24 protein-coding genes and 2 other annotated features are annotated in these 20,308 nt (G+C 36.2%); of the genes, 14 read left to right on the forward strand and 10 right to left on the reverse strand.

Annotated elements, in window-relative coordinates:
* Positions 1-2 precede the first annotated feature (2 nt).
* The 6 genes from ACW0JX_RS06245 to ACW0JX_RS06270 all read left to right on the forward strand — a co-directional run bounded on the left by ACW0JX_RS06245 (position 3) and on the right by ACW0JX_RS06270 (position 4,714).
* A complete protein-coding gene (locus ACW0JX_RS06245) occupies positions 3-740 on the forward strand; it encodes a sugar phosphate nucleotidyltransferase (RefSeq protein WP_000676160.1) in 738 nt (245 codons plus the stop codon).
* Positions 741-748: 8 nt separating this feature from the next.
* Complete coding sequence (gene rfbC / locus ACW0JX_RS06250) at positions 749-1,294, forward strand: dTDP-4-dehydrorhamnose 3,5-epimerase (RefSeq protein ID WP_088024967.1); 546 nt, start codon at positions 749-751, stop codon at positions 1,292-1,294.
* A 15-nt stretch (positions 1,295-1,309) separates the two neighbouring features.
* Positions 1,310-2,281, forward strand: a complete 972-nt coding sequence (rfbB, locus tag ACW0JX_RS06255; RefSeq protein WP_016082449.1) for a dTDP-glucose 4,6-dehydratase — start codon at positions 1,310-1,312, stop codon at positions 2,279-2,281.
* A 12-nt stretch (positions 2,282-2,293) separates the two neighbouring features.
* Positions 2,294-3,148: a dTDP-4-dehydrorhamnose reductase gene (gene rfbD, locus ACW0JX_RS06260; RefSeq protein WP_000664653.1), complete on the forward strand. Its 855-nt coding sequence runs from the start codon at positions 2,294-2,296 to the stop codon at positions 3,146-3,148.
* A gap of 108 nt (positions 3,149-3,256) precedes the next feature.
* The gene (gene fabI, locus ACW0JX_RS06265) at positions 3,257-4,027 is read left to right on the forward strand and encodes an enoyl-ACP reductase FabI (RefSeq protein ID WP_000421885.1); all 771 of its coding nucleotides are present in this window, start codon (positions 3,257-3,259) and stop codon (positions 4,025-4,027) included.
* A 141-nt stretch (positions 4,028-4,168) separates the two neighbouring features.
* Entirely contained in the window at positions 4,169-4,714 is a 546-nt protein-coding gene (locus ACW0JX_RS06270; RefSeq protein ID WP_080117245.1) for a spore coat CotO family protein, read from the forward strand.
* 48 nt (positions 4,715-4,762) lie between these two features.
* On the opposite strand, the gene exsY is transcribed toward ACW0JX_RS06270, so the two are convergent.
* Entirely contained in the window at positions 4,763-5,227 is a 465-nt protein-coding gene (exsY, locus tag ACW0JX_RS06275) for an exosporium assembly protein ExsY (RefSeq protein ID WP_001277739.1), read from the reverse strand.
* Between the two features lie 125 nt (positions 5,228-5,352).
* Between exsY and ACW0JX_RS06280 the strand changes: the two genes are divergently transcribed.
* On the forward strand, positions 5,353-5,712 hold the full coding sequence (locus tag ACW0JX_RS06280) for a DUF1360 domain-containing protein (RefSeq protein ID WP_000899664.1): 360 nt from the start codon (positions 5,353-5,355) through the stop codon (positions 5,710-5,712).
* Between the two features lie 101 nt (positions 5,713-5,813).
* The gene (locus ACW0JX_RS06285; protein WP_029948404.1) at positions 5,814-5,999 is read left to right on the forward strand and encodes a hypothetical protein; all 186 of its coding nucleotides are present in this window, start codon (positions 5,814-5,816) and stop codon (positions 5,997-5,999) included.
* Between the two features lie 75 nt (positions 6,000-6,074).
* Here ACW0JX_RS06285 and exsF read toward each other — a convergent pair whose 3' ends face one another.
* From exsF to ACW0JX_RS06315, 6 genes are all read right to left on the reverse strand, one after another.
* The gene (exsF, locus tag ACW0JX_RS06290) at positions 6,075-6,578 is read right to left on the reverse strand and encodes an exosporium protein ExsF (protein ID WP_000492943.1); all 504 of its coding nucleotides are present in this window, start codon (positions 6,576-6,578) and stop codon (positions 6,075-6,077) included.
* Positions 6,579-6,745: 167 nt separating this feature from the next.
* Positions 6,746-7,213: a spore coat protein CotY gene (gene cotY / locus ACW0JX_RS06295; RefSeq protein WP_001277719.1), complete on the reverse strand. Its 468-nt coding sequence runs from the start codon at positions 7,211-7,213 to the stop codon at positions 6,746-6,748.
* Positions 7,214-7,355: 142 nt separating this feature from the next.
* On the reverse strand, positions 7,356-9,422 hold the full coding sequence (locus ACW0JX_RS06300) for an ATP-dependent helicase (RefSeq protein WP_459245507.1): 2,067 nt from the start codon (positions 9,420-9,422) through the stop codon (positions 7,356-7,358).
* A gap of 99 nt (positions 9,423-9,521) precedes the next feature.
* Positions 9,522-9,944, reverse strand: coding sequence for a GNAT family N-acetyltransferase (locus tag ACW0JX_RS06305; RefSeq protein WP_000543305.1), 423 nt, complete (start codon positions 9,942-9,944; stop codon positions 9,522-9,524).
* A gap of 1 nt (position 9,945) precedes the next feature.
* Positions 9,946-10,464 carry a YjcG family protein gene (locus ACW0JX_RS06310; protein ID WP_000765871.1) on the reverse strand — a complete coding sequence of 173 codons (519 nt, stop codon included), beginning with the start codon at positions 10,462-10,464 and terminating at the stop codon, positions 9,946-9,948.
* Between the two features lie 93 nt (positions 10,465-10,557).
* Positions 10,558-11,289, reverse strand: a complete 732-nt coding sequence (locus tag ACW0JX_RS06315; RefSeq protein ID WP_000084015.1) for an alpha/beta hydrolase — start codon at positions 11,287-11,289, stop codon at positions 10,558-10,560.
* A 204-nt stretch (positions 11,290-11,493) separates the two neighbouring features.
* Between ACW0JX_RS06315 and ACW0JX_RS06320 the strand changes: the two genes are divergently transcribed.
* Together ACW0JX_RS06320 and ACW0JX_RS06325 are read left to right on the forward strand one after the other, a co-directional pair.
* Positions 11,494-12,405: a DMT family transporter gene (locus ACW0JX_RS06320; RefSeq protein ID WP_016082441.1), complete on the forward strand. Its 912-nt coding sequence runs from the start codon at positions 11,494-11,496 to the stop codon at positions 12,403-12,405.
* 74 nt (positions 12,406-12,479) lie between these two features.
* Positions 12,480-13,052, forward strand: a complete 573-nt coding sequence (locus ACW0JX_RS06325) for a Crp/Fnr family transcriptional regulator (RefSeq protein WP_075718259.1) — start codon at positions 12,480-12,482, stop codon at positions 13,050-13,052.
* On the opposite strand, the gene ACW0JX_RS06330 is transcribed toward ACW0JX_RS06325, so the two are convergent.
* Positions 13,045-13,713 carry a DUF4386 domain-containing protein gene (locus tag ACW0JX_RS06330; protein WP_089170618.1) on the reverse strand — a complete coding sequence of 223 codons (669 nt, stop codon included), beginning with the start codon at positions 13,711-13,713 and terminating at the stop codon, positions 13,045-13,047. The genes ACW0JX_RS06325 and ACW0JX_RS06330 overlap by 8 nt on opposite strands.
* 87 nt (positions 13,714-13,800) lie before the next feature.
* Between ACW0JX_RS06330 and ACW0JX_RS06335 the strand changes: the two genes are divergently transcribed.
* On the forward strand, positions 13,801-14,196 hold the full coding sequence (locus ACW0JX_RS06335) for a PH domain-containing protein (protein ID WP_075718263.1): 396 nt from the start codon (positions 13,801-13,803) through the stop codon (positions 14,194-14,196).
* 24 nt (positions 14,197-14,220) lie between these two features.
* Here ACW0JX_RS06335 and ACW0JX_RS06340 read toward each other — a convergent pair whose 3' ends face one another.
* Both ACW0JX_RS06340 and putP read right to left on the reverse strand, forming a co-directional pair.
* Positions 14,221-14,619, reverse strand: a complete 399-nt coding sequence (locus ACW0JX_RS06340; protein WP_168411189.1) for a hypothetical protein — start codon at positions 14,617-14,619, stop codon at positions 14,221-14,223.
* Positions 14,620-14,774: 155 nt separating this feature from the next.
* A complete protein-coding gene (gene putP / locus ACW0JX_RS06345; protein ID WP_000107210.1) occupies positions 14,775-16,253 on the reverse strand; it encodes a sodium/proline symporter PutP in 1,479 nt (492 codons plus the stop codon).
* Positions 16,254-16,706: 453 nt separating this feature from the next.
* Positions 16,707-16,944 (forward strand) — a binding site (T-box leader).
* A 42-nt stretch (positions 16,945-16,986) separates the two neighbouring features.
* Positions 16,987-17,231 (forward strand) — a binding site (T-box leader).
* Positions 17,232-17,283: 52 nt separating this feature from the next.
* On the opposite strand from putP, the gene trpE reads away from it, so the two are divergent.
* From trpE to trpD, 3 genes are read left to right on the forward strand one after another with little or no spacing between them, the layout of a single operon-like run.
* A complete protein-coding gene (trpE, locus tag ACW0JX_RS06350) occupies positions 17,284-18,702 on the forward strand; it encodes an anthranilate synthase component I (RefSeq protein WP_168411190.1) in 1,419 nt (472 codons plus the stop codon).
* Positions 18,699-19,286 (forward strand): aminodeoxychorismate/anthranilate synthase component II, encoded by a 588-nt coding sequence (locus ACW0JX_RS06355; protein WP_098976214.1) that lies wholly within the window; start codon positions 18,699-18,701, stop codon positions 19,284-19,286. The genes trpE and ACW0JX_RS06355 overlap by 4 nt, the downstream gene beginning before the upstream one ends.
* Positions 19,283-20,308, forward strand: coding sequence for an anthranilate phosphoribosyltransferase (gene trpD / locus ACW0JX_RS06360; protein ID WP_168411191.1), 1,026 nt, complete (start codon positions 19,283-19,285; stop codon positions 20,306-20,308). Before ACW0JX_RS06355 ends, trpD begins: the two co-directional genes overlap by 4 nt.

Below are 20,308 nucleotides of genomic sequence, written 5' to 3' on the forward strand. Positions count from 1 at the left end.
AAGTGAAAGGAATTATTTTAGCAGGTGGTACTGGATCGAGATTATATCCAATAACGAAAGTAACGAATAAACATTTACTTCCTGTTGGTCGGTATCCGATGATTTATCATGCGGTATATAAGCTAAAACAATGTGATATTACAGATATTATGATTATTACAGGTAAAGAGCATATGGGGGATGTTGTTAGCTTTTTAGGAAGTGGTCATGAATTTGGCGTGTCCTTTACGTATCGTGTGCAAGATAAAGCAGGCGGTATTGCACAGGCGTTAGGGCTTTGTGAAGATTTCGTCGGGAATGATCGTATGGTAGTTATATTAGGGGATAATATTTTTTCAGATGATATTCTTCCGTATGTTGAAGAGTTTGCAAATCAAAAAGAAGGTGCGAAAGTGCTATTGCAATCTGTAGAAGATCCCGAAAGATTTGGCGTAGCACATATTCAAAATCGAAAAATAGTTGAAATTGAAGAAAAGCCGAAAGAGCCGAAAAGTTCTTATGCGGTTACGGGAATTTATTTGTATGATTCGAAAGTCTTTTCTTATATTAAAGAATTAAAACCTTCTGCACGGGGAGAACTTGAAATTACAGATATAAATAATTGGTATTTAAAACGAGGGGTACTTACTTATAATGAAATGAGCGGCTGGTGGACTGATGCGGGAACTCATGCTTCGCTTCAAAAGGCGAATACGTTAGCGCGAGATATTAACTTTGGGAAACAGTTTAACGGAGAATAGGTGAGAATATGAAAGTTATAGAAACAAATTTTACCGATGCAAAATTGTTAGAACCGAGGTTATTTGGAGACGAGCGTGGTTTTTTTTCAGAGAGTTATAATAAGCAGGTGCTAGAAACATTAGGGATTACGTATTCATTTGTACAGGATAACGTATCTTATTCGGCTAAGGCTGGAACGATTCGAGGACTACACTTTCAAAAAAAACCGAAAGCACAAACGAAACTCATTCAAGTTATGCAAGGGGCAATTTATGATGTTATCGTTGATTTACGAAAAAAATCACCAACATTTAAACAATGGAAAGGGTATATTTTAAGTGCAGATAACCATCGGCAATTACTAGTGCCAAGAGGGTTTGCACATGGATTTTGCACGCTTGTCCCGCATACTATCGTTATGTATAAAGTAGATGAATATTATAGCGCAGAGCATGACTCTGGATTACTTTGGGAAGATAAAGATTTAGCAATTCCTTGGCCAGTAACCGATCCTATATTGTCTGGTAAGGATCAGATATTACCATTATTAGAGGAATATGAAGATAGTTTTTAAGTAGGAGCGTTGTTTATGAATATATTAGTAACAGGTGGGGCTGGATTTATTGGAAGTAATTTCGTTCATTACATGCTACAAAGTTATGAAACATATAAAATTATTAATTACGATGCATTAACATATAGTGGAAATTTAAATAACGTAAAATCTCTTCAAGATCACCCGAATTACTCTTTTGTAAAAGGAGAAATTCAAAATGGAGAGCTATTAGAACACGTTATAAAAGAGCGAGACGTACAAGTGATTGTAAATTTTGCAGCTGAATCACATGTGGACCGTAGTATTGAAAATCCGATTCCTTTTTATGATACAAATGTAATTGGGACGGTCACTTTATTAGAACTAGTTAAAAAATATTCGCATATAAAACTTGTGCAAGTATCAACGGATGAAGTGTATGGCTCTTTAGGGAAAACAGGGAAGTTCACAGAGATAACGCCGTTAGCTCCAAATAGTCCATATTCTTCCAGTAAGGCGAGCGCGGACATGATAGCTTTATCTTACTATAAAACATATCAATTACCGGTTATAGTAACGCGTTGTTCTAACAATTATGGGCCGTACCAGTATCCAGAAAAATTAATTCCGTTAATGGTTACGAATGCACTGGAAGGAAAAAAACTACCGTTATATGGTGATGGTTTAAATGTAAGAGATTGGTTACATGTAACGGATCATTGCAGTGCGATTGACGTTGTTCTGCATAAGGGACGTGTAGGAGAAGTATATAATATAGGTGGAAATAATGAAAAAACAAATGTAGAAGTTGTGGAACAAATTATTACTCTTTTAGGAAAAACAAAAAAAGACATTGAATATGTTACAGATCGTTTAGGGCACGATCGTCGTTATGCGATTGATGCAGAGAAAATGAAGAATGAATTTGATTGGGAACCGAAATATACGTTTGAACAAGGATTACAAGAGACGGTGAAATGGTATGAAAAGAATAAGGAATGGTGGAAACCACTAAAAGACCAGTAAGGGGCATGTTAAATGAAAGAGAGGGTTATCATAACAGGAGCAAACGGTCAATTAGGAAAGCAACTATTTGAAGAGTTAGATTCTGAAGAATATGATATATATCCATTTGATAAAAAGTTATTAGATGTGACAAATATATCCCGAATACAACAAGTAGTACAAGAAATAAAACCACATATAATTATTCATTGTGCTGCTTATACGAAAGTAGATCATGCGGAGAAAGAACAGGATCTTGCATATAGAATAAATGCAATCGGAGCTCGAAATGTAGCGGTTGCTTCACAATTAGTAGGAGCGAAGCTAGTTTATATTAGTACTGATTATGTATTTCAAGGTGCCAGACCAGATGGATACGACGAATTTCATAGTCCAGCGCCGATAAATATATATGGAGCCTCTAAGTATGCAGGGGAGCAGTTCGTCAAAGAGTTACATAATAAATATTTTATCGTTCGCACATCGTGGCTATATGGTAAATATGGAAATAATTTTGTGAAAACGATGATGAGATTAGGAAAAGAAAGAGATGAAATATCTGTTGTAGCGGATCAAGTTGGCTCGCCTACGTATGTGGCGGATTTAAATATGGTTATTAATAAGCTCATTCATACTTCTTTATACGGTACATACCACGTATCAAACAGAGGCTCATGCTCTTGGTTTGAATTTGCACAAAAGATATTTTCGTATGCAAATATGAAAGTGAATGTATTACCTGTTTCAACGGAAGAATTCGGGGCTGCAGCTGCGAGGCCAAAATATTCTATCTTTCAACATAACATGCTACGATTAAATGGTTTTTCACAAATGCCTTCTTGGGAAGAAGGATTAGAGCGTTTTTTTATAGAAACCAAAAGTCATTAACAAATTTCTGTTAATGACTTTTTTGTTTGCCTTTAAGCGGTTTTATGGTACTATAATTATAGTATCAGGTACTAATAACAAGTATAAGTATTTCTGGGAGGATATATCATGGAACTATTACAAGGGAAAACATTTGTTGTTATGGGCGTTGCGAACCAAAGAAGTATTGCATGGGGAATTGCTCGCTCTTTGCATAATGCAGGTGCAAAATTAATATTCACATATGCAGGAGAACGTTTAGAAAGAAATGTTCGTGAATTAGCGGACACATTAGAAGGACAAGAATCACTTGTATTACCTTGTGATGTAACGAATGATGAGGAACTTACAGCTTGCTTTGAAACAATTAAACAAGAAGTAGGTACTATTCACGGTGTAGCACATTGTATTGCTTTTGCAAATCGCGATGACTTAAAAGGTGAATTTGTAGATACTTCTCGCGATGGATTTTTACTTGCACAAAATATTAGTGCATTCTCTTTAACAGCTGTAGCAAGAGAAGCGAAGAAAGTAATGACAGAAGGCGGAAATATTTTAACATTAACATACCTTGGCGGCGAGCGCGTTGTGAAAAATTATAACGTTATGGGTGTTGCGAAAGCTTCATTAGAAGCGAGCGTGAAATATTTAGCGAACGATTTAGGTCAACATGGTATTCGCGTCAACGCTATTTCTGCAGGACCAATTCGTACGTTATCTGCAAAAGGTGTAGGCGATTTCAACTCAATCTTAAGAGAAATTGAAGAGCGCGCACCACTTCGTCGTACAACAACTCCAGAAGAAGTTGGCGATACAGCAGTATTCCTATTCAGTGATTTAGCACGTGGAGTAACAGGAGAAAACATTCACGTTGATTCAGGGTATCATATCCTAGGATAAATATAATATTAATTTTTAAAGGACAATCTCTAAATGCTGAGATTGTCCTTTTTATTTGTTCTGAGAAAGAACGATTTTTAACGAAAGTTCTTACCACGTGATGAATATAACTATAATAGTACACGATTTATTCAGCTACGTATGGAAGTGGGAGGGACGAGTGTGAAGAATAAAAATAAAAGTTCAACAGTTGGAAAACCGTTGTTATATATTGCGCAAGTAAGTTTAGAACTTGCTGCACCGAAAATAAAAAGGATTATCCTGACAAACTTTGAAAATGAAGATCAAAAAGAGCAAAGTAATAGACAAGAAAATATTGTAAGCAGTGCTGTGGAAGAGGTATTAGAGCAAGAACAACAAGAAGAGCAGCAAGTGGAAGAAAAAATAGAAGAAGAGGAAAAAGAAGAACATGCAGAACAAGAAGAGCAAGAACCAGAACCAGTAAGAACTGTCCCGTATAATAAATCATTTAAGGATATGAATAATGATGAAAAAATTCATTTTTTACTAAACCGCCCTCATTACATTCCGAAAGTAAGGTGCAGAATAAAAACAGCTACAGTTTCTTATATTGGATCGATCATATCGTATCGTAATGGCATTGTATCTATTATGCCGCAAAATAGTATGAGAGATATTAGGTTGTCTATAGATGATATCCAATCGATTAGTATGGCCGGCTTTTAAATATGTAAAGGTGGTAGAAAGCTTCTACCACCCCAATAGTTTTTTAGTTTACTTTACGATAGAAACGTCGCGTAAGCATTGAATCGCACAGAAACAGCTTAAATCAACAGTAAGGCAAGTAGTTGTCGATATTAATCTTGCATTTGGTACAGCTAAAAACGTACAAATTGGATCGTCACCAGGTGGTACCGGAGTACCGTCACCTAATACTACAGTTAATACACGTAGCACAGCACAGCTATCATCATCTACGCTTTCCACACGGAAAATTGGAGATCGGCAGCTAGTAAGGCTTGCTGATGGTGCAAATGCTTCAAAAGGTTCTCCAGTTTTTGTGTATAAAATAAAAGGGCGTGTATTTGCTACTGATGCAGTATTATGTGCACCTAAGAATGGGATTTCACAACCAGATCCACATGTTGTTGTAGAACAATCTTGTAATTCATTGATGAATTTTACAACGTCAACTACACAATGAGAAGAGCCATGGTGTTTATTTTCGTTACAACTCATTAATGTCACTCCTTATCTTCTTGTTTGTATTTACATTAATAAGATATTGGAGTCGAGGAGATTTGGTCACAATCTCAAGACCTTTTTTTTTAAATAGGCGAAAGAGGATAAGGGAAGGTGGAATTATGCTGTTTACAAGCTGGCTTTTATTTTTTATTTTTGCGTTAGCTGCTTTTAGGCTCACTCGTTTAATTGTATATGATAAAATAACAGCCTTTTTGCGAAGACCATTTATTGATGAATTAGAGATTACGGAGCCGGATGGAAGTGTATCAACGTTTACAAAAGTTAAAGGTAATGGATTAAGAAAGTGGATTGGCGAATTATTAAGCTGTTATTGGTGTACAGGTGTATGGGTTAGTGCTTTTTTATTAGTTTTATATAATTGGATTCCTATCGTTGCGGAGCCGTTACTTGCATTATTAGCCATTGCAGGAGCAGCAGCAATCATTGAAACAATTACAGGATATTTTATGGGAGAATAATATATTTTCATAATACGAGAAAAAGCGGAGTTTAAAAGAATGAGGGAACGGAAATAAAGAGTTGTTCATATAGTAAATAGACAGAATTGACAGTAGAGGAGATGTTTGCTGTGAGCAATAATCCAAGGCAAAATTCATATGACCTGCAGCAGTGGTATCATATACAGCAACAACACCAAGCACAACAACAGGCATATCAAGAACAATTACAACAACAAGGATTTGTGAAGAAAAAGGGCTGCAATTGCGGGAAAAAGAAGAATACAATAAAACAATATGAAGAATGAAACACTCATGCTACTGTGAGTGTTTTTTATTATATATAAAAAGCGGTATTTCTGTATTAGAAATACCGCTTTTTACTAGCTAATTTGTGCAACTGTTAATGCTGCAGCACGAATGTCTACAGTTCCAATTAACTGAACTGGCACAATTTGAATTAAGTCACCAGGATTTAAGTTAATAAGAATAACACCACTGGATACATCTACTTCACCAGTACCAATAACGTTAGAACGAACTGCTGTACCTGATCCAGGAATAATGTTAGCTGGCGTATTTAATGATAAGAAGAAACGACCAGCTTCTGGTGCAGTAGGTACGTTATCAAGACTAATTGTTAATGTATAACTGATTTGATAAATACCAGCTCGTAGAATTCGAATGCCATCTCCGACACTTACTGTATCGTTGATTACAGGAACAGTAATATTTGGATTTGGACTTACGCTAGGTAATAATAGTGGTGTAAATAGTGAAGCAAACTGAGGTGCAGAAGCATTGAAAGCAAAACCAAAGGCAGGTAGTGTACTAGCTGGCTTCGCCTCACAATCAATTTTAGTAAATTCGCAATCAGAAGAGAACATGTTTTTCACTCCTTTATCTGTTTCTACTTTCAGTTAATGAAAAGGACAGGTTCTATGTTCTAGACAAGTTCCCAATTTTAAGAAATTTACATAATAATACTCTTTAAGCATGGATTGGGTGGCAGATAATTCTGCCACCCAATCCATGCTTAAATCAGTATTTAGTTTTATATAGAAACATCGCGTAAGCATTGAATCGCGCAGAAGCAACTTAAATCAACAGTAATGCAAGTGGAGGTTGATATTAGTCTTGCATTTGGTACAGCTAAAAACGTACAGATTGGGTCGTCACCAGGTGGTACAGCGGTACCATCACCTAAAACTACAGTTAATACACGCAATACAGCACAGTCATCATCATCTATACTTTCTACGCGGAAAATAGGAGATCGGCAACTAGTAAGGCTTGAAGATGGTGCAAATGCTTCAAAAGGTTCTCCAGTTTTTGTGTATAAAATAAAAGGACGTGTATTAGCTACTGATGCATTGTTATGTGCACCTAAAAATGGAACTTCGCAACCAGATCCACATGTTGTCGTTGCACATTCTTGTAGTTCATGTATAAAACGAACAACATTCGATACACAGTTGAAATCACACTCATGTTGATGATCTTCATTACAATTGCAGCTCATTATGTTCACTCCTTCTCGTGAGTTCTGACATACACTATTACAATATGAGTGGGATATGGTTGATATTACGTTAATTCTTATGATAAAAATAAGGAATTTATATAGGAGGGATGTACATAACGCATTATAAAAAAAGACATCCTTATTTAGTGGATGTCTTTTCAGGTAAATCTTTTCGCACAGTATATAAAAAACGAGATATATCTAATTTCTTTCCTCTGAAAAATTGCGGAGAAGAAATGTAAAGTTCTTCTTTCGCACGTGTAATGGCGACATAAAGTAATCGGCGTTCTTCTTCTAATGCTTCAGAAGTTTCCGTAACACGATCATTTGCATCTTTTAAAGAAGAAGTATGCGGCAGGATCCCATCACTCGCTCCAAGTAAAAAGACACATGGAAATTCAAGGCCTTTTGCGTTATGAATTGACATAAGTGAAACTGCATCTTTTTGCGGCATTGTTTTTAATGCTTCCATTTCTTTTTGACCTTGAATCGCTTCGTCAATAAATTGTAAATAAGCTGGAATATCGGTGAAACGAGTTGCAGACTCCATTAATTCTTCCAACATTTCTTCTTGTATGTCTTTATGCATCGTAAAGGAAGAGCGATCGTTACTTTGTAAGTACTCTAAATATTTTCCTTTACCATGAATGATTTCTTTTAATGCTTTTTTCGGTTCTAATTCTTTAATAAATTTAATAAAATCAATACGCTCATTTACCTTTTTCACTTGAAAAGGTTTTAAGCTCGGATTTAATAATAAGAAATGAAGAAGAGAAGGAAAACGGCCTTCACCATATTTCCATTGTTCACGCTCAATAAATGAAATACAATCATCACGTCCGATATACATCGTCGGCAATATGTTTGAAAGTGATTCTAGTCGAAATGGCTCAATCACGAGTCTTAAATGATCTAATACAGGCTTAATTAAAGAATGTTCATAAAATGATTGGCTCGCCCCGTGTTTAATAAACGGGATTTTATGAATGGTAAGCTGATCAAGTAACGAACGGCTTACAGAATGTGTGCGATACAGTAAACAAAAATCTTTATAATTTCGTTCACCGCTATCCACTTTTTCTTGAATGAGCTGTAAAATTTGATTTGCTTCATCAAGAGTCGTAGCAGGTCTTGCATAAAAAGGTTGTACACCTTCCTCCCGAACGGAGTATAGCTCTTTATCAAAACGTTCTTGATTTAATTTTATAACTTCATTTCCAAGCCCGACGATAAAGGGATTGGATCGATAATTCGTATTTAGTGCAATAATTGTTGTGTTATCAAATTCTTTTGGAAAAGATAAAATAATTTGGTGACTTGCCCCTCGCCAGCCATAGATAGCTTGATCATCATCACCTGCGATGAACAAATTATTTCTTGGTGTGGCTAACAATTTTACAATTTCATATTGTGCATACGATGTATCTTGAAACTCATCTACTTCAATGTAGTGAAAACGTTGTTGTAATTGAGTTAGTAAAGGAGCATTATTTTCTAACATATAATATGTTTCCAATAAGATGTCATCGAAATCAATATAATTGTATCGTTGTTTTACTTCTTCAAAACGTTCATATACTTCTTTAAATTCTTGTTCCACTGGTGTTTTCGCTTTTACATCTTTCGGACGATTTAATTTGTTTTTCTCAAGTGAAATCATCGCGAGTATCGTTTCCGCATCGTAATCGTCTTTTAAACGCAATTCTTTTAAGATTTTCTTTATCATAATTTGTTTATGTTTTTCATTTGCTAAAATTTGCTGATTATACCCTTGACTACGAAGCAATTTTAAGAAAACAGAGTGGAATGTACCAGCAACAACATAGCTACTTGCTGCATGATCCATACCTGGTAACTTCGCAACACGACTTCGGATTTCTTCAGCTGCTTTTTGTGTAAATGTAAGTAATAAAATATTTCGTGGATGAACTTGTTTTACATTTACTAAATAACCAACGCGAGTTGTTAAAACAGATGTTTTCCCGCTTCCAGCACCAGCTAGTGTGAGAACAGGACCTTCTGTTGTGCGCACGGCTTCTAATTGTTTTTCATTTAAAAAAACATTTTGTTGTTCGAGAGCGCGGAAATAAGCCGCATCTACATCTTCTTCCATAATTAAATGGGTAGATGTTTTCGGAATATGATATGTCGCACGCGGGATATCGGCGTGTGTTAACGATTTTTGTGAAAATTTTTCTTGTGTCATATGTTCACCTTCAAAACTATAGCATCAACATTTAACTTTAGCGGAAGAAAAAGAAAATAGCAATGTAAAAAACAGGAGGGGTCACCTCCTGCTTTCAAATTACAATTCTTTTATCATTACGACGTGCGGGATATTTGCTTCCATAAATACATCAGAACTCGTTACATAGCCAAGTTTTTTATAGAAATCTTCAGCATGTGTTTGAGCATGAAGTTTCAATTTTGGTAGCGAATTTTCTTTTGCATACGCTTCAAGCGCATCCATAACAATTTTTCCGATACCTTTTTTACGATGGGAACCTAGCACGCAAATGCGTTCCATTTTCCCTATACCATCAAGGGTGCGAAAACGTCCAGCACCAACTGGAACATCATTGTCATATATAACAACGTGTGTTGAAGTTTCTTCAAACTCATCGTACTCTTCTTCAGCAGAGACACGTTGTTCATTTACAAACACTTGTTTACGTACAGAGAATGCATCTCTTAGTTGTTCGTCCGTTTGTACAATCTGTGCGTGCAAATTAGTTGTTCCCCTTTCCAAGGTGGAATGTTTCGTGTACAGTCCATGTTCCATTTTCTAATTGATATAGAAGATGGAAACGATCAATTGGTTGTTCATAATAGAAATCTTTCATACGTAATCGACCCAATACATCAGCATGCTCTGCATCTGATAAGCCTTGTCCGATTGTTAAGTGAGGTACGAAAGCATATTCGCGTTCTTGTGTGAATAACCCGCCATGCATTTCTTCATTTAAGAAAGTAAGTTCAGGTGTTTTTTCTACTTTAAAATAAAGGACGTTATTAACAGGTGCGAATGAACCAACTTTCCCAACATGAAGGGTGAAAGGATTCGTTTTACCTGCGATTGTATGTAGCTCGTTTACAATCGATTCTAATTGTTCATCTTGCGTCTCAAAGGGTGTTTTCAATGTAATATGTGGCGGAACTAATGCGTAGTGCGGGTCATAACGCTTACGCAATCCGTTCGCTTTATCTTGAATCATTTTAGATGGAAAAATTACAATGCCTAATTTCATGTTCCAATTCCTCCCTTTGTAAGTCTAGTTAGATTTTGAGATAAATAAATCTCTTTATCTATTATATCAAATTATTCTGAATACTGCTCTCTATTATTTCATTGATAGAATATGAGAGAAGGCTTTCGGTAAATCAGTTTGCCAATATTTCCAAGTATGATTACCTTCAAACTCCTCGTAATGCGTAATGAAATTTCTATCTGTGAGAAGTGTATTTAACTCACGGTTTGGTTCTACGAAATCAGATACTTGTCCATCAGTACGCTTTACAGCCGTTTCTTCTGTACCAATGACGTGATACAGTTCTAATGCTTGTGGATCTTTGAAGTCTTTTGCTAAGTTCATCACTGTCTCATCCACAAATGGTGATTGCATAACGACTTTACCGAATGTATGCGGATACATAAGTGCAGTCATAAAGGAAACTGTTCCGCCAAGAGAATCACCAATTAAAACACGACCTTTTCCCATTTGGTACGTTGGATAATTTTCATCAATATATGGTGCAAGTTCATGAGCAAGGAAACGAATATATGCAGCATTTTTCACTTCACTTGGGAAATATTTTTCTTTACGATCCTGTACATTTTTATATGGAATACCGACAATAATTGTACGGTCAATTTCTTCAGTTTCACGAAGGCGCTCAATTACACGGTGCGCTTTACCAAGCTGAAAATAATCTCTACCATCTTGTGCAATTACAACTGTATGTTTGTGCAGTGGTGTGTAATTTACTGGCAAATAAACGAGAAGCGTAACGTCTTCTTGAAGTGATGCGCTATAAAATGAAATTTCTTCAATTCTCCCTATTGTTTGACTCATGTAGATCCCCCTAAATAAAAATTTACTGTAACGATTGTAAGAGCGACGCTTGTAGTGAAAAAGGAAATAAATATTCACTAATTGGTGCCTTAATTTCTATTTTACCATAATGGTACGAAGAATCTAAAAAATTAGTATTTAAGTTACGAAAGAAAACGGATATAATGAAGTGGGATTTTTGACAGGTGAGAGGGGAGACAGGATTTGAAACAAGAAAAATCAATCGCACTACCATTGGCTATTTCTATAATTGCTATTTCCTTTGCAGCAGTTTTTGTAAAGATGTCCTCAGCACCATCTTCAATATTAAGTATGTACCGCTTATGGATTATCGTACTTATTATGCTGCCTATCGTATGGAAAAAAAGAGAGGAATTTAATAGGATTCAAATGAAAGATTGGGGCTTTTTAATTGGATCTGGTTTCTTTTTAGCACTTCATTTTCTTTTATGGTTTGAATCTTTAAAGCATACAACAGTTGCTAGTTCAACAATTATTTTGGCACTTCAACCGATCGTATCTTTAGTTGGAGGTTTTTTTCTGTTCAAAGAAAGAACAACATATTCAGCCATTGCAACGATGGGAATCGCTATTCTAGGCGTAATGTGCATTGGTTGGGGAGATTTAGGTTTAAGTAAGCAAGCAATTTATGGAGACATATTATCCTTTCTAAGTGTAATAGCAGTTGTCGGTTATTTATTTATCGGGCAAACGACAGTAAAGAAAGTATCACACTGGATTTATAGCTTTACAGTCTTTGCATTCGCAGGTCTTTTTATGGGGATTTATAATGTCATATTGCAAGTACCCTTTACAGGTTATACGAAGTGGGATTGGACCGTTTTTCTTTTACTTGCGGTTGTGCCGACAGTGTCACATGTAATTAATAACTGGCTATTAAATTATGTAAATGCAACGACAATTTCAATGAGTATTTTAGGAGAACCTGTTGGAGCATCTATACTTGCGTTCTTCTTACTTGGAGAAAAATTAAATGCAATGCAAATTATCGGTAGCATGCTCGTATTGTTTGGTGTATCTGTTTTCTTACTGCAGCAACAAAAGCGAACATCAAAAAATGTCGTAAACGAGCCGGTGTATACACAGGAATTATAGTGTTAGGGGAGAAAAGAGAAGTTGTGATACTTCTCTTTTTTTTTTAGAAATACGGGCGTAGAAGGGGGAGGGAAATGGCAGAGATATTAAAGAAGTATATGAAGAATCTTACAACATTAAGTGAAGAAGAGCAGCAAATGATCCTCAGTGAATTACAAATTGAAGAATATAAAAAAGGAACAGTACTCCTAAGACAAGGAAATGTTCCGTTAAAATGTTATTTTGTATTAAAAGGATGTGTTAGGCAACATAGTATAGATGAAGCAGGGAAAGAAGTTACATCAAATTTTTATACAGAAGAACAGGCAATTTCGAATTTCAATCATCATAAACAAGATAAATCTTCATCATATACGTTAACGTGTTTAGAAGATTGTACTGTAGTTGTTGGTGATCTACATAGTGAAAAGGACATGTATAATAAGTATTCACAATTAGAAGAAATGACGCGTAAAATGATCGAGTACAATTTCGGTGAAGTACAAGATGAACTTGCTGTATTTATCTCATCGACACCAGAAGAGCGATATAAAACATTGTTACGGAAACGCCCGTATTTAATTAATCGCGTTCCACAATATCAGCTAGCAAGCTATCTTGGCATGACACCAGAATCATTAAGTAGAATTAAGAAACGGCTTAATTAGAGTGTTTACCACCTTTCAATAGTAGCCATATCGCAAGTCCTAATTCACCTGCAATCATAGGTAATTGGAATAGTGATTGTATGATTGAAATCATTGTATCGTATTGTGTAAACATTGTATTCATAACGTGAATTAGCATATAACCGGTAGCAGCAATGAACAGCAGTATACTAATAAACTTTGGTATCTGTTTAGAGAGAAAAGCTACATATCCTAAAACGAAAAGATGCAATCCAAAAATGATCAATCCTACAGACCAAATGTATTCGAATGCACTGAGAAACAACATCGTATATGTTTCTGGATTCGCAATTGTATTTTTTGAAAGCAACAATGCCAATATTAGATTGAATATTGCAATCCCAAGTATAGCTGTATACATAAGACGAAGCCAAGCTGCTAGTAATGAGAGGCTAGTATGAATTGGTTTTAGAAAGAAATAAAGAGCCCATGCGGCGACAATATCAGTAATAAAAATGGTAATCCATCCGAAGATTTCTGCTTTGAAAAGTGAATTTGAAGTTTGGATATTATGGAATGTTGTACTCGCATCTCCTTGTACAACGAGATTTCCATGAACAAAACCGTAAGAAAAAAATGCAATGAATGCCATAACAAGAAGAGAGGTGCCAGCAAATAAGGCGTACTTTCGTTCAGTCATAATACGTCCTCCTTTTCTAATATTGTTTTCATTGTAATAGGGAAGAGGAGGAGATTCATTGACTTAAATCAAGAGGGGGAAAGTTTAGTGGAATTTCCATCAAAAAAAGATGTATGGTTATATCCGATTTTTTTTGTTGTCATAGGAGCGTGTTTTGCTCCTATATTTGCAGAGAGAGAATATTTTCTTTTATTTTTTACGATTCCGTTAGCCATAGTATTTATTTTTGGGTGGTTTTCAACCAAATATATTGTGGAAGAGGAAATGATTATCATTAGGTCAGGTTTTATTAAAAAACGTATTTTTATACGAGATATAAAACAAATTTCAAATACGAAAAATCCAATAGCAGCCCATGCATTATCATTTGACCGACTTGAAATTGTTTACGATACATATAAAGCAGAAATTATTTCTCCAAGAAATAAAGAACAATTTATTAATCTTGTAAAAAGTAAAAACTCAAATATTGAAATCAAGTAAAAGAGTGGCTACAAAGCCACTCTTTTACTTTGGATTTGTCATATAAGGTTGTACATGAATGACACATAGGTCACGGAATTTGCCTTCAGCAGTTGTGACAATTACGACTGCTCTACCTGCGCTTTTTCCAGTAATTGTCACGGTGTCGCCTTTTGGATATAGGGTGATGATATCAGAATTCATATTTGACCAAATAAGCTCTTTATGCGTTGCTTGTATTGGCAAAATGGAAGCTGATAACACAATGTTTTGTCCCGTTTTTATTTTTAATTTATGTTTTTCCATATGAACACCAATGACTGAAATAACAGAAGGAGCAATTGAAATTTTAGGCGGGTTAGGTTGCATGTTTAAACAAGACGCAGAAGTATTTGTGATAGGTGAAAATTTTCGTGTTTGTTGTTGCTGGAAAGCTGCTAACATGTTGGAGTCCCCTTTCTGTATAAGTGCTGATACTCATACTATAAAGGAGTAGTGTTATGTTAAATTTAACGAAACATAAAGAATTTGTTAAATTTGATAAGAAGATTGTCGAACTGTAAAAAATCTCTGCTGTTACGATAACAGCAGAGATTTTTTTATAAATTATGACGATGTTGTTTTTCGAAATCCTCAAATTGCTCTTCAACTTCTTTTGAAGGTTGTGTTAGTAAACTAACAATTACGATGGCTAGTAAACTAATAGCGAAACCTGGAATCATTTCATATAAGAAATCTTTTAAGAATTTGAATTGAGTCCATATAATAACAGTAGCGGCACCAGAAATCATACCAGCAAGCGCGCCCCATTTCGTCATACGTTTCCAATATAAGCTTAATAAAATAGCAGGTCCAAATGAAGAACCAAAACCAGCCCAAGCGTACCCAACAAGAGCTAAAATCGTATCATTTTGTTTAAACGCTAAAGCGCACCCAACTAAGGCAATAACAAGCACAGCCATACGACCGACAAATACAAGTTCTTTATCAGATGCAGAACGTTTGAAGAATGTACGATATAAGTCTTCCGTTACGGCACTAGAAGTAACGAGTAACTGAGATGAGATTGTACTCATGATCGCTGCTAAAATAGCGGCTAATAAAAATCCAGTAATAAGTGGGTGGAATAAAATTTTTCCAAGTTCAAGGAAAATTGTTTCTGGATTAGATAATGTTAACTCTTGTTGTGAATAGTAAGCAATACCAATAAGACCAGTAAACATAGCTCCAACAACAGAGAAAATCATCCAGCTCATACCAATTCTTCGTGCACTTTTAAGTTCTTTTACAGAAGAAATTGCCATAAAGCGTACGATAATATGAGGTTGTCCGACATAACCAAGGCCCCATGCGAATAGAGAAATCATTCCTAAAGTAGAGGCACCTTTAAAAATATCTAGACGTGTTGGATCTACAGATCGAATTGTATCAAATGCAGGTCCAAGTCCGTTCGAATTCATAATTGTTACGATAGGAACAAGAATAAGAGCGACCACCATAATGATTCCTTGTACGAAGTCTGTCCAACTTACTGCTAAGAAACCACCAAATAATGTGTAAGCGACAACAACGCCTGCAACAATGAATAATCCAACATGATAGTTCATGCCAAATGAATTTTCAAATAATACAGCGCCTGAAACTAATCCTGAAGCTACATAAAAAGTAAAGAAAATCATAATAACAAGTCCGGATACTAAGCGTAGCATATGAGATTTGTCGTGGAAACGGTGTTCCAAAAATTCTGGAATAGTAATAGAGTTGTTTGCAATTTCTGAGTAGGTACGTAAGCGAGGAGCGACATAAAGCCAGTTTGCGTATGCGCCTAGTGTTAGGCCGATCGCAATCCAACTACTACTTAATCCAACGCTAAACATTGCACCGGGTAATCCCATTAAAAGCCAACCACTCATATCGGATGCTCCAGCACTTAATGCTGTTACTGCGGGGCCTAGTGTACGCCCGCCAAGCATATAATCTGTTAAGTTGGACGTTCGTTTGTAGGCGAAATAGCCGATTACTAACATCCCGAGCATGTAAATAGAGATAGAAGTTAAAGTTAACATCTGCGTACTCATGTAGTTCCCCTTTCTTTTGTCAGGTCTTTTGATGCGTTATGCATATTTATCCCGCATTAACGGGCAGTAAACCCCCCACCTTAAAATTGGCTGGGCAAGGAAGTTAGGTGGGAGATCAACTGTCCGTAAATGCCCGATTGGTTCAACTAATAATCAGTGGGGATGACCCCCCTCTACTGATTAAAGTTTCACTTTATAATCTATCATGATTATTCTGAAAAATCCATATAGAAATACGAATTTTCAGAAATGTAAGCGTTTTTTGATGTCATTTTACTTTTTTAATATATAATATTCATACAAAAAACCTTATTTTTAATAGAGTATTTATTATATTTACATAAAAAGAGGTTGTTTTGTCAATATAATATTGAAAGGAAAGAAAAATAAAATTTTTAAAAAAGTATTGACTTGTGAAAAAAGTCAGGTCTATAATGAGTGCAACTTAAAAAAATGCAAGCGTTGATGAAGAAGAGTACACATGATGAACATGTCAGAGAGCTGATGGTTGGTGCGAATCAGTATGGAATTGATGTGGAATGGGCTTCGGAGCTTCCAAACCGAAACGAAAGAAGTAGGCTTTGGCGACATGATCTCATCGATACAAGAGACACGTATTGTTTTTGATACGGTAAAGTGCGTTACATTTGTAACGAATTAAGGTGGCACCACGGGAGTACCCGTCCTTTCTATAGGATGAGTACTCCCTTTTTGTGTATAAAAAATTAAATAAATGAAATCGTTTAAGTAAGAAGAGTACGTATATTGGAGACGTTACAGAGAGCCGGGAATAGGTGGGAGCCCGGTACGGTGCCATATACGGAATGGGCTTACGAGAGGTATGCTGAACAATTATTTTTAGTAGGCAACCCGGGTTCCGCCGTTACAAGGATAAGGTATAAAATTTGTACCTGAACAAAGCGGGATGCTTTTGCATCCAACACGAGGTGGTACCGCGGTATATTTATCGTCCTCTACATATTTTCGATATGTAGGGGACTTTTTTATTTTTCAGAGTGAGGTGAAGGACATGATGACGAAAGAAGAATTTATAAAACAAAAAAAAGAGAGAAAGACATTTTTAGTAATTACTGAAGAAGAAGGAGATAGCATTACGCCAATTTCTTTATATAGACGTATGAAAGGAAAGAAGAAATTTTTATTAGAAAGTTCACAGCTTCATCAAGATAAAGGGCGTTATTCTTACTTAGGATGTAATCCTTATGGAGAAGTAAAAAGCGTTGGTACGGAAGTAGAACGAACGATTTTCGGCCGGGCAGAAAAGTTACAAGGTAACGTACTACAAGTGTTAGAAGAAATAATCGCACCATCACAAGTAGACAGCCCATTTCCATTTTGCGGAGGAGCAGTTGGTTATATTGGATATGATGTCATTCGGCAGTATGAAAACATTGGAGCGGATTTACACGACCCATTAAATATTCCGGAAGTACACCTCTTACTATATCGTGAGTTTATCGTTTACGATCATTTACGCCAAAGGTTGTCGTTTGTATATGTATGCAGGGAAGATGATTCAGCAGATTATGAGGAAGTATACGAAAGGCTACGAGTATACAAAGAGGAAGTGCTACAAGGAGAAGAAACTGAAGTAAATGCAATACAATCCACATTATCATTCACTTCTTCTATAACGGAAAAAGAGTTTTGTGAGATGGTAGAAATGGCGAAAGAACATATAAGAGCCGGAGACATATTCCAAGTCGTACTGTCACAGCGTTTACAAAGTGAATGTATTGGTGATCCATTCGCGTTATACCGAAAACTTCGAATTGCAAATCCATCACCATATATGTTCTATATCGATTTTCAAGATTATGTTGTACTCGGTTCTTCACCGGAAAGTTTGCTATCAGTAAGAGAGAATAAAGTGATGACGAATCCAATTGCTGGTACAAGACCGAGAGGGAAAACGAAGAGGGAAGATGAGGAAATCGCAAAAGAACTGTTAGACAATGAGAAAGAGCGAGCAGAGCATATGATGCTTGTAGATCTTGGGCGAAACGATATTGGTAGAGTGAGCGAAATCGGCTCGGTTACGATAGATAAATATATGAAAGTAGAAAAATACTCTCACGTTATGCACATTGTATCTGAAGTTTACGGAACATTGCGAAAACAAATGAGTGGATTTGATGCGTTAGCGTATTGTCTACCAGCAGGAACAGTGTCGGGAGCTCCGAAAATTAGAGCGATGGAAATTATAAATGAGCTAGAGAATGAAAAAAGAAATGTATACGCCGGAGCAGTTGGATACGTTAGTTTTTCAGGAAAACTTGATATGGCGCTCGCCATTCGAACGATGGTCGTAAAGGATGAAAAAGCATACGTTCAAGCAGGAGCAGGAATTGTTTACGATTCAGATCCAGTAGCTGAATATGAAGAAACATTAAATAAAGCGAGAGCGCTTTTGGAGGTTATGAAATGATTGTACTTATCGATAATTACGATTCGTTCACATATAACTTGTACCAACTGTTAGGCGAACATGAAGAAGAAATTGTAGTTGTAAGAAATGATGAAATAACGGTAGAACAGTTAGAAGAGATGAATCCAAGAGGAATTGTACTTTCACCAGGACCAGGAAAACCAGAGGATGCTGGCATTTGTATCGACGTCATCCGCCATTTTTATAAGAACGTTCCCATATTAGGGATTTGTCTAGGCCACCAAGCGATCATAGCTGCATTTGGAGGAGACATTGTTAGAGCAGAACGTATTAAACACGGAAAAACATCGCGTGTGAAACATAACGGAACGTCAATCTTTTCATACGCTACACAGCCGCTAACGGCAATGCGCTATCATTCCCTTGTTGCAGAGCAAACGAGCTTGCCAAAGTGTTTTGACATATTAGCGACAGCGATGGACGACGGAGAAATAATGGCAGTCCGTCACAATTATTATCCGCTCTTCGGATTACAGTTTCATCCGGAATCAATCGCAACAGAAGAAGGCGGAAAGTTAATACGTGCTTTTTTAACAGAAGTAAAAGAGGAGGAAAGAGTATGAATAACTATCTTCGTAAATTAGTGGAGGGGCAACATTTAACAGAAGAGGAAATGTATAGAGCAGGACTACTTTTATTAAGTGAAAACATATTAGAAAGTGAAATTGCAGCTTTCTTAGTCTTACTGAAAGCGAAAGGTGAAACTGCAGAAGAAATATACGGCCTTGTTCGAGCTCTTCGCGAAAAGGCATTGCCGTTTTCGAACCATATACAAGGAGCAATGGACAATTGCGGAACGGGTGGTGACGGTGCCCAAACGTTTAATATTAGTACAACATCGGCATTTGTACTGGCAGGAGCTGGCGTAAAGGTTGCAAAACATGGTAATCGAGCTGTTTCTAGTAAAACAGGAAGTGCGGACTTATTAGAAGAATTAGGTGTAAATATTAGCAGTACGCCAAACGAAATTGATTATTTATTAGAGCATGTCGGCATCGCATTTTTATTCGCACCAGCGATGCACCCAGCATTAAGACGCATTATGAAAATAAGAAAAGAATTGAATGTGCCGACAATTTTTAACTTAATTGGTCCTTTAACAAATCCGGTAAATTTAGAAACACAATTTGTCGGCATTTATAAACGAGATATGTTACTACCAGTTGCGCAAGTATTACAGAAGCTGGGAAGAAAACAAGCGCTTGTCGTAAACGGAAGTGGATTTTTAGATGAAGCATCATTACAAGGAGAGAATCATGTTGTCATTTTAAAAGATAATGAAATAGTAGAAATGAGTATTGATTCAGAAAAGTATGGTTTTTCAAGAGTGAAAAATGAAGAGATTAGAGGAGGGAATTCAAAAGAAAATGCAAAGATTACGGTCGGCGTATTGAGCGGAGAAAAGAGTGTTTATCGCGATACCGTTTTATTAAATGCAGGTCTAGCTCTTTTTGCAAATGGAAAAACGGAAACGATTGAAGAAGGAATTAAACTCGCGGCACATAGCATTGACTCTGGAAAAGCATTAGCCAAATTAAACTTATTAATTGTAGCAAGCAACGAAAAATTAGAAAGGGTGAACTAA

It is taken from the genome of Bacillus sp. C-3-6, from assembly GCF_054509685.1.

What these genes read in the sequence shown, in the direction of transcription:
- cotY (WP_001277719.1), bottom strand. Translation starts at nt 7,213, where the DNA reads ATGAGCTGCAATTGTAATGAAGATCATCAACATGAGTGTGATTTCAAC.
- ACW0JX_RS06315 (WP_000084015.1), bottom strand. Translation starts at nt 11,289, where the DNA reads ATGAGTCAAACAATAGGGAGAATTGAAGAAATTTCATTTTATAGCGCA.
- trpD (WP_168411191.1), top strand. Translation starts at nt 19,283, where the DNA reads ATGAATAACTATCTTCGTAAATTAGTGGAGGGGCAACATTTAACAGAA.
- ACW0JX_RS06325 (WP_075718259.1), top strand. Translation starts at nt 12,480, where the DNA reads ATGGCAGAGATATTAAAGAAGTATATGAAGAATCTTACAACATTAAGT.
- rfbB (WP_016082449.1), top strand. Translation starts at nt 1,310, where the DNA reads ATGAATATATTAGTAACAGGTGGGGCTGGATTTATTGGAAGTAATTTC.
- rfbC (WP_088024967.1), top strand. Translation starts at nt 749, where the DNA reads ATGAAAGTTATAGAAACAAATTTTACCGATGCAAAATTGTTAGAACCG.
- ACW0JX_RS06330 (WP_089170618.1), bottom strand. Translation starts at nt 13,713, where the DNA reads ATGACTGAACGAAAGTACGCCTTATTTGCTGGCACCTCTCTTCTTGTT.
- ACW0JX_RS06270 (WP_080117245.1), top strand. Translation starts at nt 4,169, where the DNA reads ATGGAAGTGGGAGGGACGAGTGTGAAGAATAAAAATAAAAGTTCAACA.
- exsY (WP_001277739.1), bottom strand. Translation starts at nt 5,227, where the DNA reads ATGAGTTGTAACGAAAATAAACACCATGGCTCTTCTCATTGTGTAGTT.
- ACW0JX_RS06355 (WP_098976214.1), top strand. Translation starts at nt 18,699, where the DNA reads ATGATTGTACTTATCGATAATTACGATTCGTTCACATATAACTTGTAC.
- ACW0JX_RS06280 (WP_000899664.1), top strand. Translation starts at nt 5,353, where the DNA reads ATGCTGTTTACAAGCTGGCTTTTATTTTTTATTTTTGCGTTAGCTGCT.
- trpE (WP_168411190.1), top strand. Translation starts at nt 17,284, where the DNA reads ATGATGACGAAAGAAGAATTTATAAAACAAAAAAAAGAGAGAAAGACA.
- ACW0JX_RS06340 (WP_168411189.1), bottom strand. Translation starts at nt 14,619, where the DNA reads ATGTTAGCAGCTTTCCAGCAACAACAAACACGAAAATTTTCACCTATC.
- putP (WP_000107210.1), bottom strand. Translation starts at nt 16,253, where the DNA reads ATGAGTACGCAGATGTTAACTTTAACTTCTATCTCTATTTACATGCTC.
- fabI (WP_000421885.1), top strand. Translation starts at nt 3,257, where the DNA reads ATGGAACTATTACAAGGGAAAACATTTGTTGTTATGGGCGTTGCGAAC.
- exsF (WP_000492943.1), bottom strand. Translation starts at nt 6,578, where the DNA reads ATGTTCTCTTCTGATTGCGAATTTACTAAAATTGATTGTGAGGCGAAG.
- ACW0JX_RS06310 (WP_000765871.1), bottom strand. Translation starts at nt 10,464, where the DNA reads ATGAAATTAGGCATTGTAATTTTTCCATCTAAAATGATTCAAGATAAA.
- ACW0JX_RS06285 (WP_029948404.1), top strand. Translation starts at nt 5,814, where the DNA reads ATGTTTGCTGTGAGCAATAATCCAAGGCAAAATTCATATGACCTGCAG.
- rfbD (WP_000664653.1), top strand. Translation starts at nt 2,294, where the DNA reads ATGAAAGAGAGGGTTATCATAACAGGAGCAAACGGTCAATTAGGAAAG.
- ACW0JX_RS06300 (WP_459245507.1), bottom strand. Translation starts at nt 9,422, where the DNA reads ATGACACAAGAAAAATTTTCACAAAAATCGTTAACACACGCCGATATC.